17 protein-coding genes are annotated in these 15902 nt (G+C 66.5%); 8 read left to right on the top strand and 9 right to left on the bottom strand.

Annotated elements, in window-relative coordinates:
• Positions 1-84 precede the first annotated feature (84 nt).
• The 4 genes from folE to U1737_RS04645 all read left to right on the top strand — a co-directional run bounded on the left by folE (position 85) and on the right by U1737_RS04645 (position 2736).
• Complete coding sequence (gene folE, locus U1737_RS04660) at positions 85-723, top strand: GTP cyclohydrolase I FolE (protein WP_332795788.1); 639 nt, start codon at positions 85-87, stop codon at positions 721-723.
• The gene (locus U1737_RS04655; RefSeq protein WP_332795787.1) at positions 723-1481 is read left to right on the top strand and encodes an SDR family NAD(P)-dependent oxidoreductase; all 759 of its coding nucleotides are present in this window, start codon (positions 723-725) and stop codon (positions 1479-1481) included. The genes folE and U1737_RS04655 overlap by 1 nt, the downstream gene beginning before the upstream one ends.
• Positions 1474-1830 (top strand): dihydroneopterin aldolase, encoded by a 357-nt coding sequence (locus U1737_RS04650; protein WP_248522050.1) that lies wholly within the window; start codon positions 1474-1476, stop codon positions 1828-1830. The genes U1737_RS04655 and U1737_RS04650 overlap by 8 nt, the downstream gene beginning before the upstream one ends.
• A 228-nt stretch (positions 1831-2058) precedes the next feature.
• A complete protein-coding gene (locus tag U1737_RS04645) occupies positions 2059-2736 on the top strand; it encodes a type 1 glutamine amidotransferase domain-containing protein (protein WP_332795786.1) in 678 nt (225 codons plus the stop codon).
• 44 nt (positions 2737-2780) lie between these two features.
• Here U1737_RS04645 and leuA read toward each other — a convergent pair whose 3' ends face one another.
• From leuA to miaA, 6 genes are all read right to left on the bottom strand, one after another.
• Entirely contained in the window at positions 2781-4439 is a 1659-nt protein-coding gene (gene leuA / locus U1737_RS04640; protein WP_332795785.1) for a 2-isopropylmalate synthase, read from the bottom strand.
• 194 nt (positions 4440-4633) lie between these two features.
• On the bottom strand, positions 4634-5239 hold the full coding sequence (locus tag U1737_RS04635) for a YceI family protein (protein WP_332795784.1): 606 nt from the start codon (positions 5237-5239) through the stop codon (positions 4634-4636).
• Positions 5240-5717: 478 nt separating this feature from the next.
• The gene (ilvC, locus tag U1737_RS04630) at positions 5718-6737 is read right to left on the bottom strand and encodes a ketol-acid reductoisomerase (RefSeq protein ID WP_248522043.1); all 1020 of its coding nucleotides are present in this window, start codon (positions 6735-6737) and stop codon (positions 5718-5720) included.
• Positions 6738-6949: 212 nt separating this feature from the next.
• The gene (ilvN, locus tag U1737_RS04625; protein ID WP_056057922.1) at positions 6950-7465 is read right to left on the bottom strand and encodes an acetolactate synthase small subunit; all 516 of its coding nucleotides are present in this window, start codon (positions 7463-7465) and stop codon (positions 6950-6952) included.
• Positions 7465-9213 carry an acetolactate synthase 3 large subunit gene (locus U1737_RS04620; RefSeq protein WP_248522041.1) on the bottom strand — a complete coding sequence of 583 codons (1749 nt, stop codon included), beginning with the start codon at positions 9211-9213 and terminating at the stop codon, positions 7465-7467. Before U1737_RS04620 ends, ilvN begins: the two co-directional genes overlap by 1 nt.
• Positions 9214-9295: 82 nt before the next feature.
• Positions 9296-10225, bottom strand: a complete 930-nt coding sequence (miaA, locus tag U1737_RS04615; protein ID WP_248522039.1) for a tRNA (adenosine(37)-N6)-dimethylallyltransferase MiaA — start codon at positions 10223-10225, stop codon at positions 9296-9298.
• On the opposite strand from miaA, the gene serB reads away from it, so the two are divergent.
• Positions 10218-11099, top strand: a complete 882-nt coding sequence (gene serB, locus U1737_RS04610) for a phosphoserine phosphatase SerB (RefSeq protein WP_248522037.1) — start codon at positions 10218-10220, stop codon at positions 11097-11099. The genes miaA and serB overlap by 8 nt on opposite strands.
• A gap of 150 nt (positions 11100-11249) precedes the next feature.
• On the opposite strand, the gene U1737_RS04605 is transcribed toward serB, so the two are convergent.
• The 3 genes from U1737_RS04605 to U1737_RS04595 form a co-directional block, all read right to left on the bottom strand.
• Positions 11250-11732, bottom strand: coding sequence for a hypothetical protein (locus U1737_RS04605; protein WP_332795783.1), 483 nt, complete (start codon positions 11730-11732; stop codon positions 11250-11252).
• A 100-nt stretch (positions 11733-11832) separates the two neighbouring features.
• The gene (locus tag U1737_RS04600; RefSeq protein WP_332795782.1) at positions 11833-12042 is read right to left on the bottom strand and encodes a hypothetical protein; all 210 of its coding nucleotides are present in this window, start codon (positions 12040-12042) and stop codon (positions 11833-11835) included.
• Positions 12043-12087: 45 nt separating this feature from the next.
• Positions 12088-13143, bottom strand: a complete 1056-nt coding sequence (locus U1737_RS04595) for an SPOR domain-containing protein (RefSeq protein ID WP_248522032.1) — start codon at positions 13141-13143, stop codon at positions 12088-12090.
• A 175-nt stretch (positions 13144-13318) separates the two neighbouring features.
• Here U1737_RS04595 and U1737_RS04590 point away from each other — a divergent pair, with 175 nt between their 5' ends.
• The 3 genes from U1737_RS04590 to U1737_RS04580 are packed head-to-tail and all read left to right on the top strand — an operon-like array spanning position 13319 to position 15810.
• A complete protein-coding gene (locus U1737_RS04590) occupies positions 13319-14023 on the top strand; it encodes an AAA family ATPase (RefSeq protein WP_248522031.1) in 705 nt (234 codons plus the stop codon).
• Between the two features lie 4 nt (positions 14024-14027).
• Positions 14028-14477, top strand: coding sequence for a hypothetical protein (locus U1737_RS04585; RefSeq protein ID WP_248522029.1), 450 nt, complete (start codon positions 14028-14030; stop codon positions 14475-14477).
• A 16-nt stretch (positions 14478-14493) separates the two neighbouring features.
• The gene (locus tag U1737_RS04580) at positions 14494-15810 is read left to right on the top strand and encodes an SPOR domain-containing protein (protein WP_332795781.1); all 1317 of its coding nucleotides are present in this window, start codon (positions 14494-14496) and stop codon (positions 15808-15810) included.
• The last annotated feature ends 92 nt before the right edge of the window (positions 15811-15902 follow it).

Here is a 15902-nt window from a genome sequence, read left to right as displayed (position 1 = left end):
ATTTATGGCAGGTGGCCGAAATGAAACAGTTGCAAAAGAGGACCCATGTTCTGATGTTTGGGTATGCTGACAAAGGGTGTTGCGATGCGGGATGAACTGGATGGTCCCGCGGGGCAGTCGGTTGCAGAGGATGGGGTAGGTCCCGATGGCAAGCTGAATGTGCCCGAAGACGTAGCGTCGGCGATCCGTACGCTGATCCGCTGGGCAGGCGACGATCCGACCCGCGAGGGGCTGCTCGATACGCCGCGGCGTGTTGCACGTGCGTGGAAGGAATATTGCGCGGGCTATGGCGACGATCCGGCGAAACATCTCGATCGCGTGTTCGAGGAAGTTGGCGGCTATGACGAGATCGTGTTGCTCAAGGACATCCCGTTCCAGTCGCATTGCGAACATCACATGGCGCCGATCATCGGCAAGGCGCACATCGCGTATCTGCCGCGCAACCACGTCGTCGGCATTTCGAAGCTCGCGCGCGTGCTCCACGGGTTCGCGCGGCGCTTGCAGGTGCAGGAGCGACTGACCGCCGAGGTGGCCGACTGCATCTGGGAAAACCTCAAGCCGCAGGGCGTCGCGGTGGTGATCGAGGCGAGCCATGCCTGCATGACAGCGCGCGGCGTGCGCACGCCGGGCGTGACGATGGTGACGAGCCGGATGATGGGCGTGTTCCGCGATGACGAACGCAGCCGCAAGGAAGTGCTGGCCTTGATGGGACAGCGCGCCTGATGCGGACGGTGCTGGTCACGGGCGGCGCGAAGCGGCTGGGGGCGGCGATCGTGCAGCGGCTGGCAGAAGACGGCCATGCGGTGGTCGTGCACCAGGGCCACTCTCTAGACGAGGCGGGAGCGTTGGTGGCGGAGATCGTTGCAGGCGGCGGGCATGCCGCGGCGGTGTCAGGCGACCTGAGCGATCTCGGCGCGATCGGCGACCTGTTCGCGGCGGCGCGGACTGCGATCGGCGGGTCGATCGACGGGCTGGTGAACTGTGCGTCGCGCTTCGAGTTCGACCGGCCGCCCAGCGTCGATCCGGTGCTGTTCGCCGAGCTTGGTGCGATCAATTGCGGCGCCCCGGTGCTGTTGGCCTCGGCGCTCGCGTCGCAGGACGATGTCGCGGACGGTGCGGTGATCAACGTGCTCGACCAGAAGGTGGCCAACCTCAACCCCGACTTCTTCTCGTACAGCTGCGGCAAGATCGCGCTGGAGGGGGCAACGACGATGTTAGCGCAGGCGCTCGGGCCGCGGATCGCGGTAAACGGGGTGTCGCCGGGGCTGACCTTGCCGAGCGGTGATCAGACCGAAGCGGAGTTCGCGGCGGTGGCGAGCGACAATTTGCTCCGGCGACCGGTCGGCGCGGAGGCGGTTGCGGACGCGGTCGCGTGGCTGCTGACCGCGAAGGGCGTGACGGGGCAGAATGTGTTCGTCGATTGCGGGCAGCGGTTTTTGGCGCGCGATGGCGACGTGATGTTTGAGGGACGCAATGGCTGAATTCACGACGATCCTCGACGGGCTCGAGGTCATGATGCGGCTCGGGATCCATCCGCACGAGGTGGCGCCACAGCGGGTAGTCGTCTCGGTCGAGATGACGGTCGTGTACCCAGCGCCGCTCGGTGAGGATGCGATCGAGGAGGTGCTCGATTACGACTTCGTCCGTGCGGGAATCCTGGCGATGGTGGCGGAGCGCCCGTTCAAGTTGCAGGAGACGCTGTGCGAGGCGATCGCTGCGCTGTGCCTGAGCGATGAGCGGGTGAGGCGGGTCGAGATCGAGACGATGAAGACCGACGTCTACCCGGACGCCGCGATCGGTTGCCGGATCGTGCGGGAGCGCCCGATCTAGCGGGAGATCGATCCAGCGTTTGGGAAGATTTGTTTCCCCGCGAAGGCGGGGATCCAGGCTGGGCTCCCGCCTTCGCAGTAGAACATGGCGGGGCATGCCGCCGTATGAGTGCCGGTCCCGCTCGGGGCGATAGTCCCACGATCGGGCGCAATTCGTTTCACAGGCGTAAGGTACCGATACTAGAGCCGGATCGTTCTCTCCCCATAATCCCCGATCCGGAGACCAAAGTTGAAAATTCTCGTCGTCCTCACCTCGCATGCCGATCTCGGCGATACCGGCCGCAAGACCGGCTTCTGGCTCGAGGAACTCGCCGCGCCCTATTACGTGTTCAAGGACGCCGGCGTGGACATCATGCTCGCGTCGCCCGCGGGTGGCCAGCCACCGCTCGATCCGAGCAGCGCCAAGCCCGACGCGCAGACCGACGCGACGCGCCGCTTCGAGGCGGACGCCGAGGCGACCGCCGCACTCGCCGATACGCGCAAACTGTCCGAGATGCGGATCGCCGATTATGACGCGGTGTTCTATCCAGGCGGGCACGGGCCGCTCTGGGATCTCGCCAACGATCCGGCCTCGATCGCGTTGATCGAGAACGCGATCGGTGCGGGCAAGCCCGTCGCCTTGGTCTGCCACGCACCCGGCGTGCTGCGCGACGTGAAAGCCGCCGATGGCACGCCGCTCGTCAAGGGCAAGACGGTCACCGGCTTCACCAACAGCGAGGAGGCCGCGGTCGGGCTCAGTGACATCGTGCCGTTCCTCGTCGAGGACATGCTCGGGCAGCAGGGCGGCAACTATTCGAAGACCGCCGACTGGGGCGTACACGTCGTCGAGGACGGCTTGCTGATCACCGGCCAGAACCCGGCGTCGTCGGAAAAGGCGGCGAAGGCGTTGCTGGCGAAGCTGGCGTAAGAGGAAACGGCCACCGGTTCAGCCGGTGGCCGTCCTTTGCGAGGTCAGGCGCGGTTGGCGGCGCTCAGCACCGCGCGGACCGAGGCGGTGGCAATGTCGGTGTCCATGCCGACGCCGAACACCGTCTTGCCCTCGGCGGTCCGGCATTCGACATACGCCGCCGCCTGCGCATCGGCTCCGTGACCGATCGCGTGCTCGTTATAGTCGACCACATCGAGCGCCGGCCCGGTCGACTCCGCGATCGCCGCGATGACGCCCGAGATCAGGCCGTTGCCGCGCCCGGAGATCGACCGTTCCTCGCCATCGATTGCTACCCGACCGATGAAGACGCGCTGCCCCGAGGCACCGCTTTCCTCGTAATCGCGCAACTCCACGCGGTCGTCGGCCTGCGGCATGTATGTCCGCTCGAACAGGCTCCAGATGTCCGCGGCGTTCAACTCGCGGCTGGTCTCGTCGGCATAGGCCTGGACGTGACGGCTAAAATCCGCCTGCAAGCGCTTGGGCAGCTTCAGCCCCTTGTCCTGCTCGATCACCCACGCGACGCCGCCCTTGCCCGACTGCGAATTGACGCGGATCACCGCCTCGTAGCTGCGGCCGAGATCGGCGGGATCGATCGGGAGATAGGGGACCTCCCACAGCGTGTCGTTCTTCGCCTCCTGCGCCGCGAAGCCCTTCTTGATCGCGTCCTGATGCGACCCCGAAAATGCGGTGAAGACAAGGTCGCCGGCATAGGGCGTGCGCGGGTGGACGGGGATGTTGGTGCAATAATTGACCGTGTTCACGACGCCGTCGATGTCCGACAGGTCGAGCTTCGGATCGACGCCCTGCGTGTACATGTTGAGCGCGACGGTCACGAGATCGCAATTGCCGGTCCGCTCGCCATTGCCGAGCAGGCAGCCCTCGACCCGGTCCGCGCCCGCCATAATGCCGAGCTCGGCCGCCGCGACGCCTGTCCCGCGGTCGTTATGCGTGTGCAGCGAGATCGCCACCGCGTCGCGGTTGCGGATATGCCGCCCGAACCATTCGATCTGGTCGGCATAGATGTTCGGCGTCGCGCACTCGACGGTGGCGGGCAGGTTGAAGATGATCGGGTTCTCGGGCGTCGGCATGAGGACGTCCATCACCGCCTCGCAGACCTCCAAGGAGAAATCGAGTTCGGCGGTCGAGAAGGTCTCGGGGCTGTATTCGAACTGCCAGCGGACGTCAGGCTGCTTGGCGGCTTCGTCGCGCAGCACCTTGGCGCCGTCGATCGCGATCTGCTTCACCTGCGCACGGTCCATCCCGAACACGATCTTGCGCCAGGCGGGTGAAACCGCATTGTAGAGATGCACGATCGCGGTCTTCGCGCCGATCAGGCTGGCGAAGCTCGTCTCGATCAGGTCGCGGCGCGACTGGGTCAGCACCTGGATCGATACGTCGTCGGGGATGCGGCCGGTCTTCACGAGGCCGGAGATGAAGTCGAACTCGGTCGCGCCCGCGCTCGGGAAACCGACTTCGATCTCCTTCAGCCCGACCTTGCAGAGCAGGTCGAAGAAGCGCGTCTTCTTCTCCGCATCCATCGGGTCGATCAGCGCTTGGTTGCCGTCGCGCAGATCGGTCGACAGCCAGCGCGGCGGCTTGATGATTGTCTTCGATGGCCATTGGCGGTCGGGCAGGTCGACTTGCGGGAAAGGTCGGTATTTGGTCGATGGGTCGCGCAGCATGGCTCGTATCTCTCGTGTATTCGGGAGCGTTCGGGTCAGCCCTTAGGCGCGAGGCGCGGGGCATGGCCACCGCGCAAACGATCGGCGCGCCTAAGGGCGCGTAAGTCGAAGCAGCAGGAGGCGGCCATACGTCATTGATGGCGTCCTATCGCGCGGACACGTCCCGTGTCCAGCGCGATAGGAATTTTGGTATATTATTGCGCAGAGAACGCCGCGTTGATCGTCAGGTCGACCTTGTCCGACACGACCGGAGCATAGGCGCCGATGTTGAAGTCGCTGCGCTTGATCGAGGTCGTCGCGCGGAAGCCGAAGTTGAGCTTCTTGTTCATCGGGTTCGCGCCCGCGCCGACGAACGTCGCCTGCAGCACGACGGGCTTGGTGACGCCCTTGAGCGTGAGGTCGCCGGTGATCGTCGCCTTGTCGCCGGTCGCGACGACCTTGGTCGAGACGAACTTGGCGGTCGGGTAGGTCGCGGCGTCGAAGAAATCCTTCGATTTCAGATGGCCGGCGAACGGCGCGGCGGTGACCGAGAGCTGGTCGATCGCGAAATTCACTTCGACCTTGGTCGCGTTCGGCTTGGCGGGATCGATCGTGATGCTGCCGCCCGACGCGCCGAGCTGCCCTTCGAGCATCGAGAAGCCCATGTGGTTGACCTGCCACGTAACCTGGGTGTGGTTGGGATCGACCGCGTAGGTGCCGGCGGTGACACGCGCCTTGACGGGGGCGCCGGGGATCGCGGCGGTCTGCGCCATGATGGGGGCTGCGGTAAGGGCGAGGATGGTGGCTAGGACTAGGCGCATGCGGGGTCTCCTGTTGATCGCGCGATGCTGGCCGAGGGGAGGGTGCGCGTCAAACGGCGTTATGCCAACGCTGTGTTTCGGAATTGGGTCGGTGGGGTCGCGCGCACTCGCGCTCGCGGTAGAGTGCACGGCGAGCTCTCGTTCCCCCCGCGGACGCGGGGGCCCAGCTAAACCCCGATCACCGCCTGAGACCCTGGCCCCCCGCCTTCGCGGGGGAACAAGGAAGGGGAAACCGGCCCCCACCTCACAATACCACCCCGGCGAAGGCCGGGGCCCAATTGGAAAGGCTTTAGTAACGGGGCGCCGTCCTCAGTTGGCGACGTCCCCCAATTGGGCCCCGGCCTCCGCCGGGGTGGAGTGGGGGTGTGGGGGCAACCGAAACGCGTTCCCCACGCCAGCCCGTCGGACCCGGCGAAGCCGTGCCCTATGGGCAGGCTCCGTCGTGCCGGCTGCGCTCACGCGCTATCGCGCGCTCGCGTCAGTTTTTCGCCTTATCAACGAGCGCATTCTTCCCGATCCAAGGCATCATGCCGCGCAGTTCCGACCCGATCTTCTCGATCGGATGCGCCAGCGCCTGCTTGCGCGCGGCCTTCAACTCGGGCTGACCCGCGCGGTTGTCGAGGATGAAGTTCTTGACGAAGCGGCCCGACTGGATATCCGCAAGCACGCGCTTCATCTCGGCCTTGGTCTCCGACGTGATGATCCGCGGACCCGTCGTGATGTCGCCATATTCGGCGGTGTTAGAGATCGAATAGCGCATGTTGGCGATGCCGCCCTCATAGAGCAGATCGACGATCAGCTTGGTCTCGTGGAGGCACTCAAAATACGCCATTTCAGGCGCGTAGCCGGCCTCGACCAGCGTCTCGAACCCGGCCTGGATCAGGTGGGTGATGCCGCCGCACAGCACTGCCTGCTCGCCGAACAGGTCGGTCTCGCATTCCTCGCGGAAGTTGGTCTCGATGATGCCCGAGCGACCGCCGCCGACGCCGCTGGCATAGGCGAGCGCGATGTCGTGCGCGTTGCCCGACTTGTCCTGGTCGATCGCGATCAGGCAGGGGACGCCGCCGCCGCGGACATATTCGCTGCGCACGGTGTGGCCGGGGCCCTTGGGCGCGATCATGATGACGTCGAGATCGGCGCGCGGCTCGATCAGGCCGAAATGCACGTTGAGGCCGTGTGCAAAAGCAATCGTCGCGCCCTGCTTGAGGTTGTCGTGCAGGTCGCTCGCGTAGATCGCCGCCTGATGCTCGTCGGGCGCGAGGATCATGACGATGTCGGCCCAGGCGGCGGCGTCCTTGTTCGACTTGACCGCAAAGCCCGCCTCGATCGCCTTCTTGGCGGTGGCCGAGCCTTCGCGGAGCGCGATCGCGACGTCCTTGACGCCCGAATCGCGGAGGTTCTGCGCGTGCGCGTGGCCCTGCGAGCCGTAGCCGACGATCGCGATCTTCTTGTCGGTGATGAGGTTCAGGTCGGCGTCGCGATCGTAATAGACACGCATTGGAATGGTCCTTTCAGGAAGAATTGGGTCTTGAAGCGTCGATGCCCGCAGATCCGCCACGCCAGCGGCAAATCCCGTCATGCCAGCGAAAGCTGGTATCTCATGCGGCTCTTGCGGGACAGGAGCCGGGGGAGACCCCAGCTTTCGCTGGGGTGACGGTAGGGGGGCGGGGTGAGATCGAAATGAGTGTTGATGAATTCGGGTAGCGAAACTCAGGCCGGCTCTTTGCCGCGGGCGATCGCGACGATGCCGGTTCGGGCGACTTCGATCAGACCGACTTCACCCATGAGTTCGACGAACTTGTCGATCTTGTCGATGCCGCCGGTGACCTCGAACACGAAGCTCGACGTCGTCGCGTCGACCACGCGCGCGCGGTAGACGTCGGCGAGACGCAGCGCCTCGATCCGGTGGTCGCCGGTGCCGCGGACCTTCACCAGCGCGAGCTCGCGTTCGACGTGCGCGCCCTGTGCGGTCAGGTCGGTGACCTTGTGGACGGGGACGAGCCGGTCGAGCTGCGCGAGGATCTGCTCCATCGTCGCCGGCGACGCGCTGGTGACGATCGTGATCCGGCTGACCGACTTGTCCGCGGTGATCTCGCTCACCGTCAGGCTTTCGATATTATAGCCGCGCGCGGTGAACAGGCCGGCGATCCGGGCGAGGATGCCCGGTTCGTTGTCGACGATGACGGCGAGCGTATGCCGCTCGGCCTTTTCCTGGGAAATGTGCATCAGACCAGCGCCTTCGCTTCGTCGTCCATCGTGCCGGACACTTCGTTCGCCTGCAGGATCATGTCGGTATGCGCAGCCCCCGACGGGATCATCGGGAAGCAATTCGTCAGCTGCGACACGCGGCAATCGACGATCACCGGACCGTCATACGCAAGCATCTCGGCGATCCCGCTGTCGAGCTGGTCGCGCGTCTCGATCAGGATACCCTTCCAGCCATAGGCCTCGCCGAGCTTGACGAAATCGGGCAGCGAATCCGAATAGCTCTCGGCGTAGCGGCTCTCATAGGTGAGCTCCTGCCACTGGCGGACCATGCCCATATACTGGTTGTTGAGGATGAAGATCTTCACCGGCAACCGGTATTGCGTTGCGGTCGCCAGCTCTTGGATGTTCATCTGGATCGACGCCTCGCCGGCGATGTCGATCACCAGCGCATTCGGGTTGCCGAGCTGCGCGCCGATCGCGGCGGGCAGACCGTAGCCCATCGTGCCGAGACCGCCGCTGGTCAGCCACTTGTTCGGCTTCTCGAACCCGAAATGCTGCGCCGCCCACATCTGGTGCTGGCCGACCTCGGTCGTGATGATCGGCGAGCGTGCCTGCGTCGCGTCGAACAGCGCCCGGATCGCGCGCTGCGGCATGATCTCGTTCGGATCGTTCTCGGGAAAATCGAGACACTTCACCGCGCGCCAGCCGGCGATCCGCCGCTGCCAGTCGGTCGTGTCGGGCTTGGGATGCTGGCGGCTCTTCCAGATCCGCACCATGTCCTCGAGCGCATGGCCGACGTCCGCGATGATCCCGAGATCGACGCGCACGGTCTTGTTCACCGACGAGCGATCGATGTCGATATGCACTTTCCGCGAGTTCGGGCTGAACGCGTCGAGCCGCCCGGTCACGCGGTCGTCGAAGCGCGAGCCGAGCGCGACGACGAGGTCGGCCTGGTTCATCGCCATGTTCGCCTCGTAGGTGCCGTGCATCCCGAGCATGCCGAGCCACTGCGGCCCAGATGCGGGATAGGCGCCAAGGCCCATCAACGTCGACGTCACCGGCGCGCCGGTGATGCGGACGAGTTCGCACAGCAACTGGCTCGCGGCCGGACCCGAGTTGATGATGCCACCGCCGGTGTACAGGATCGGACGTTCGGCCGCGGCGAGCATGTCCACCAGCTGCTCGATCTGCGACTGGTCGGCCTTCACCTGCGGGCGATAGGTCTTGTGCTGGATCGGCCCCGGCTTCTTGTACCGGGCGGTCGCGACCTGCACATCCTTGGGAATGTCGACGACCACCGGCCCCGGACGACCCGAAGTGGCGATGTGGAACGCCTCGTGGATCACGTCGCCGAGCTTGGCGGGGTCCTTCACGAGGTAGTTGTGCTTCGAGCAATGGCGCGTGATGCCGACCGTATCGGCCTCCTGGAACGCGTCGGTGCCGATCAGCGCGGTCGGCACCTGGCCGGTGATCACGACCATCGGGATCGAATCCATCAGCGCGTCGGTGATCCCGGTCACGGCATTGGTCGCGCCGGGGCCCGAGGTGACGAGCACCACGCCGGGCTTGCCGGTCGAGCGCGCATACCCTTCCGCGGCATGCGTCGCGGCCTGCTCGTGGCGCACCAGAATGTGCTTGATCCGACCCGAGCGAAACAACGCGTCGTAGATCGGCAGCACGGCACCACCCGGATAGCCGAAGACGACCTCCACGCCGAGATCGCACAGCGCCTCGATCAGGATATCGGCTCCACTCTTCTCGGTCATTTCACATCATCCTTTGCGAGAACGCTGCCTTTAGCGTCTAGTGGAGGGGCCGGCTACCGATATAAAAGATGCGTGTCAAACATCATTTCAGCAATATAGTTTCAAATTGCTGCAGGCGCGTTGTGAGATCGAGGGCTTCGGTGCGGGTCCAATTGGGCGGCGGCTGGTGTCGAAGCCAGGTATATTGGCGCTTGGCATAGCGCCGCGTGGCGAGCGATCCGGCGGCGATGGCGCCGGGTTTTGATGTCTCGCCGCGGACGAGCGCGGCGATCTCGGGAACGCCGATCGCGCGGCGGATCGGGGCGTCCCAAGGGATGTCGGTTCGGGCGAGGAGCGCGGTGATCTCGTCGCAGCTGGTGTCGGCCATCTCGGCGAAACGCTGGTCGATCCGCGCGTTGAGCCAGTCGCGGTCGGGAATCAGGATCAGTGCGCGGACGTCGATCGTATCGCCGATCCCGCCGACCTTCTCGGTCTGCCAGTCGGCGAGCGTGCGGCCGGTGCCGCGGACGACTTCGAGCGCGCGGGCGACGCGGGTGGTGTCGGCGGCGTTGAGCTTGGCCGCGGCTTGCGGGTCGAGTTGCGCGAGCGCTGCGTGCGCTTCGGCGACAGGGAGGGCACGGACTTGCTCGCGAAGGGCCGGGTCGATTGCGGGGACAGGCGCGATACCGTCGAGCAAGGTGCGGATGTAGAGTCCGGTGCCGCCGACCAGGATCGGCAGCTTGCCCTCGGCCAGCGTGTCGCGGATCGCCTGCGTCGCCTCGGCGGCCCAACGTGCGGCGGAATAGGTCGCGTCGGCGGCGTCGACATGACCGAACAGCCGGTGCGGGGCGCTGGCCTCCTCTTCGGGCGAAGGCCGCGCGGTGAGGATGCGGAGGTCGGCATAGACCTGCGCGGAATCGGCGTTGATGACGACGCCGTCGTGCGTGGCGGCGATGGCGAGCGCGAGCGCGGACTTGCCGCTCGCGGTCGGCCCTGCGATGAGCGCGACCTTCGGGAGAGTTTCTATGTTCACGGCAACGCTTATAGCCTCGGGCACGCTGACCGCAGGCGATATTTCGACCGCGATGGACCGCCTGCGCGACGCCGGCTGCGCACCGGGCGCGAGCGGCTGGATCGATGAAGGTGACGCGGCGGACCTGATCTTCGGGATGGCGCCGGATGCAGCTCGCGGCGCACTTGAGAGCGCTTTTTCTGGGGCTGACGTGGTCGTGCAGTCGAGCCTGTCGCGCACAAAGACGTTGATCGTCGCCGACATGGACTCGACGATGATCACCGTCGAATGCATCGACGAACTCGCCGACTACGCCGGGATCAAGCCGCAGATCGCAGAGATCACCGAACGTGCGATGCGCGGCGAACTAGATTTCGAAGCGGCGCTCGACGCCCGCGTGGCGCTACTCAAGGGGCTGGCGGAAAGCGACATTGAACGCTGCCTCGCCGAGCGGGTGACGATCATGCCGGGTGCCAAGGCGCTGGTCCGGACGATGCGCGCGCGGGGGGCGCTGGCGGTGCTGGTGTCGGGCGGGTTCACGCGGTTTGCCGAGCCGGTGGCGAAAGCGATCGGCTTCGACCGCGCGATCGCCAATGTGCTGGAGATCGAGCGCGGCGTGCTGACGGGGACGGTAACCAAGCCGATCGTGGGCTCGCACACCAAGCTGACGACGTTGCGCGCAGCCATTGCCGAGCGGCGAATTACGGTCGAGGACTCACTCGCGGTCGGCGACGGTGCGAACGATCTGGCGATGATCGAAGCGGCGGGGCTGGGTGTCGCGTATCACGCCAAACCGATCGTCGCGGCCGCCGCGGAAGCGCGGATCGATCATGGGGATCTGACGGCGCTGCTCTATGCGCAGGGTATCGCGCGGCGTCATTGGATTCGCGACTAGCTGCCCCTTACGATCCTCCCCCGCCAGGGGGAGGTGGCGCCGTAGGCGACGGAGGGGGAGGATACAGATCGCTGGTTTCCCTTGCCTCCCCCTCCGTCTGGCAAGTGCCAGCCACCTCCCCCTGGCGGGGGAGGATTAAAAAGGGGTGTGTTAGCCCTTCGCCATCGGCGTGCCGCTCGCTTCGCAGACATATGTCGCCAGTTCCTCGCGCAGCGGCAAACCCTTGATCGGCCGCAGCGGGCCGTCATGCGCGATGTTGGTCTCTACCAGCGCGCGGTTCGGGCCGACGCCCAGCACATGGAACAGGCGGTTGGCGCAATCGGTCTCGGTCCGCGCATAGGCGACCTTGCCCGCATGCTCCTGGCGCAGGATCGCGATGATAGTGCCGCCGACGGCTTTCCGTTCGCGCAACAGGAAATGGCGCGAGGTCGGGTCGGACGGGGTCGGGATCAGCCGCCCCTTGACGGTCAGTTGCGCGGGTTTGGGCACGGCCACGTCGGTTTCGGCAAGATTGCGCAACGATACGCCGTTTTCGGTCATCATATCGGTATTGGTCGTCGCAGGCTGATTGTCGGAACACGCGGCCAACAGCGTTGCGCCGGCAAGTGCCAGCGCCAAGGTCTTCGAAATCATTCATCTAGCTCCCGGTCGATGTCGAAACGAAACGACCGGTCCGGGTGTTTCGATCCCTGCCGCGCCATCGTGCTGGCGCGACAAGGCCGGACGCGCCGTTTCAGCGGGTCTTCTTGTCGCTGCCGCGGTCCGGGCGCGTTGCCGTTTTCGCAGGCGGGGCGGGTTCGCAGATTCGGCGCGTCGGCTGGCAGGCGATGCCGACCGTCGAGCATCCCTTGACGCTGCCACCGGTCGGGCACGCCCGACATTGCTGCTTGATCTCGGTGCAGTTCGGCGATGCGGACACCAGCATCAGGGTCAGGAAAAACATTCGCACATCCTCTTCATGCGTATCGTCGCGTTTGAGTCTGTCTGGTCAGGGGGCGACGATCACGCAGGGCACGCCGGCCGCCGAGCAGGCGCGCGTCGCCTCGGCCTTCGACGCGAAGCCGCCGGCCTGGAGCCGCGTCACGCTGCCCGCCTTGGTATAAAAGGGCTGCGCACCGCGCAGCCTGCCGCGAACCTTGCTCCACTGCGTCTCGGCATTGCCCTGATCGCGGAATGCACCCAGTTGCACACGCCAGTTCCCGGTCGCCTTCACGGGCACGGGCTTGGGAGCAGCCTTTGCTGCAACAGCCTTTGCCGGCGCTGGTTTAGGCATCGTCGGCCTCGGCGCCGGTTCACGGGTCGGCGCGTCGACGCGCGCCGGGAGCGAACTCGGCGGCAGGCGCGTGGGCCGCGGCATCTCGGCCACACGCGACGCCGGCACGTCGACCCGCCCGCCGGTCTGGGGGGCCGGCCGCCCGGCCACGCGCTCACCGGCCTGTCCGACGGTCGAGCGCGACGGCACTGCGGGCGTCGCCTGCAATGCATATTGCTGCGCCAGCGCGGTGCCCTTCTCGCGGTCGGCGGGCGAGATATACTGGTCCATCTGCGCCAGCGTCTGCGAGGCAGATTGGAGCCCGGACGCAGACGCGCGCGTCATCAGTGCATAGGCGCGGGGGAAATCACGCGCGATGCCGTCGCCGTTGAACAGCATCGTCCCCAGCACCAGCTGGGTCCGCGGTTCGCCGCGCGCGACCGATTTTTCGAGCCAGGGCAGCGCGTCGGTCTTCTTCCCGGCCTGGAACAGCGCGAGTCCGTAATTGTCGCCGGCCTGAAGGTGCCCCTGGAGCGCCGCCTTGCGGAACCAGCTTTCGGCAAGGCCGGGATCGAGCGGCACGCCGCGGCCCAGCTTGTACGCCTGGGCGAGGTTGAACTGCGCATCGGCATCGCCGGCGATCGCGAGTGGTCGCCACTCGCCGACGGCGCGCGCGTAATCGCCCTTGGCCCAGGCGTCGACGCCGGCCTTCACATCGGCATAAGCGGGGATGGCGGCGAGCAGGCCGCTCAGCGCGATCGCACCCACCAGAAGCTTACGCCCAACCGTCATCGCTCTACCCCATATCGTCTCGTCGCCACCATGCCGCCGTTCGTGGCGCAAGGCAAAGGGCACGCGCGTGCTTTCCAACCGATTTCGCTCGATTCAAACTCATTATGAAGCGCCGTTAACCGCTTCTTGACCCGCGCATGCCATGCCGGCTGCGATTACTGGGGATCAGCCGATTATGCGCGTCTTAGCGTTCGCATCGCAGAAGGGAGGATCGGGGAAGACGACCTTGACGGGTCATCTCGCCGTCCAGGCGGAGCGTGCCGGCCATGGTCCGGTAGTGTTGATCGACATCGACCCGCAGGGCTCGCTGTCCGACTGGTGGAACGAACGCGCCGCCGAGGAGCCGGCCTTCGCGCAAACCACGGTGTCGCGCCTCGCCGCCGATCTCGAGATCCTCCGCCAGCAGGGCTTCAAGCTGGCGATGATCGATACCCCGCCCGCGATAACCATGGCGATCCAGAGCGTGATCCAGGTCGCCGAGCTGATCGTCGTCCCGACGAGGCCCAGCCCGCACGATCTGCGTGCGGTAGGCGCCACCGTCGACATGTGCGCGCGCGCCGGCAAGCCGCTGATCTTCGTCGTCAACGCGGCAACGCCGAAAGCGCGGATCACCGCCGACGCGACGCTGGCGCTGTCGCAGCACGGCACGGTCGCCCCGGTCATCGTCCACCAGCGTACCGACTTCGCCGTCTCGATGATCGACGGCCGAACGGTCATGGAACTCGACCCCAGAAGCAAATCGGCCGCCGAGATCGAAGCGCTGTGGACCTATGTCTGCGACCGGCTCGAGAAGAATTTCCGCCGTACCGTGTTCAGCGTGCCGACCGCGGTCGGGCAGCGTCCCGCCGCTGGCGGCTTCGGCCGCCGGGTCATCGGCTGACGCCATGGCACGGCCCGGACCACTCCCCTCGCTCACGTCCTCGCTGCTGGCCCGCAAAGGCACGGCCCGCCCGGCGATGCGCCAGCAGGATCTCGACGCCCCGCCAGCAGACGCGCTCGACGATCTCGGCTGGAACGACATGGGCGGTCCGCAGCCCCAGGTGCTGGTCGAGCGGGAAGCGCTGAAGGTCGAGATCGAACGGCCGGTCGCGCCCGTATCGAAGGCGACCGTGGCGCGGATCGGGCGCGAGACATTGTCCAAAACCGGGGGTGCAAAAGCCGCCTTCACGCTCCGTCTCGATACCGACCGGCATCTCCGGTTGCGGCTGGCGAGTGCCGTCACCGGCCGTTCGTCGCAACAGCTCGTCACGCAGGCGCTCGACGCCTTTCTGCACACGGTACCGGAGGTGGATGCGCTCGTCGCGCAGCTGCCGCCGACTACGTCAAAACGTTGAAACAGGGATTCTCCCGATGAACACGCGCGCACTTCTCCTCGGCGGCATCTCCGCCCTCCTGCTCGGTGGTACGATGGTCGGCTGTGCGGCCACCGGCGGCGGCGTAGCGTCGGCAAGCGACCGCAGCGGCGCGTTGGCGGCCAAGGGCGCGGCGACCAACGCCGGCAAGGCGCAGACCGCGCTCGCCCGGCACGAGGGACCGGTGGCGATCGGCTATGCGGAGGGTGCGGTCGCGCTGATGCCGCAGTCAGCGGAATACCGCATGCTGCTCGGCCAGAGCTATCTGCAGGGCGGCCGTTTCACCTCGGCCTCGCGCGCGTTCGCCGATACGATCCAGCTTTCGCCGACCAACGGCAAGGCGGCGCTGAACCTTGCGCTGGCGCAGGTCGCGACAGGCGATTGGCAAGCGGCCCGGCAGACGCTGGCGGCGCATGCGGCGATCATCCCGGCGCCCGATCGCGGGCTGGCCCTGTCGCTGGCGGGGGATACGGCGGGCGGGATCGCGCTGCTGACCGAGGTCGCGCGGTCGCCCGACACGAATGCGAAGGTCCGGCAGAATCTGGCGCTGAGTTTCGCGCTGGCGGGCCGCTGGCAGGAGGCGCGCGTGGTCGCCGCGGCGGACATGGCGCCGGCCGATGTCGACGCACGGCTCGCGCAATGGGCACTGTTCGCACAGCCGGCGACCGCGTCGGACCAGGTGGCGAGTCTGCTCGGCGTGCGGGCCGTGGCGGACGTAGGCCAACCGGTCGCGCTGGCGCTGACCACGCCTGCGCCAGTGGCGACGGGTGTTCCCGAGCAAGCCTTGGCGGCGGTGGAGCCGGTCGCGCCGCAGACCGACGCCGTACCGGTCGAGGTCGCCTCGGCGCCGGCTGCTGGGTTCTCGAAGGTGTTGTTCGGACCGCGGCAGGAGGTCGTCCAGGCGCTGCCGACGATGATGCTCCGCCCGGAAAATGGTCCGATCAAGGTTGCTTCCAACATCGCGTCGACCGGACGCGGCACGGCGACCGCGGCGTTTGAGGCGAAGGTATCGGCAACGGGCCGCTGGTATGTCCAGCTCGGCGCGTTCGAGAGTGCGGGCGTGGCCAGGGACGCCTGGGAGCGCGCCTCGCGCCGGTTTGCGATGCTGGCCGGGCATTCGCCGAACGGCATGACGTTCAAGGCGAACGGCGAGGACTTTTATCGCCTCTCGGTCGGCGGATTCAGCCGGTCGGCGGCGGACACGATGTGTCGCCAGTACCGCGCCAAGGGCGGCGCCTGCTTCGTGCGCCAGGGTGCGGGCGACGCGATGGCGCAGTGGTTGCGCAAGCCCGGGATGCAGATGGCGTCGCGGTAAGGGGGCGCGTCGATAGAGCAACGACCACCCCGGCGAAGGCCGGGGCCCAATTGGAAAGGTCGGCGTAACGGTGGACAGCGCTCAGTTGGCGA

Source organism: Sphingomonas fucosidasi (genome assembly GCF_036663855.1).
GTDB classification, from domain to species: domain Bacteria; phylum Pseudomonadota; class Alphaproteobacteria; order Sphingomonadales; family Sphingomonadaceae; genus Sphingomonas; species Sphingomonas faeni_B.
Note: the sequence above shows the minus strand (reverse complement) of the source record. Positions and strands in the feature narration are given on the sequence as shown.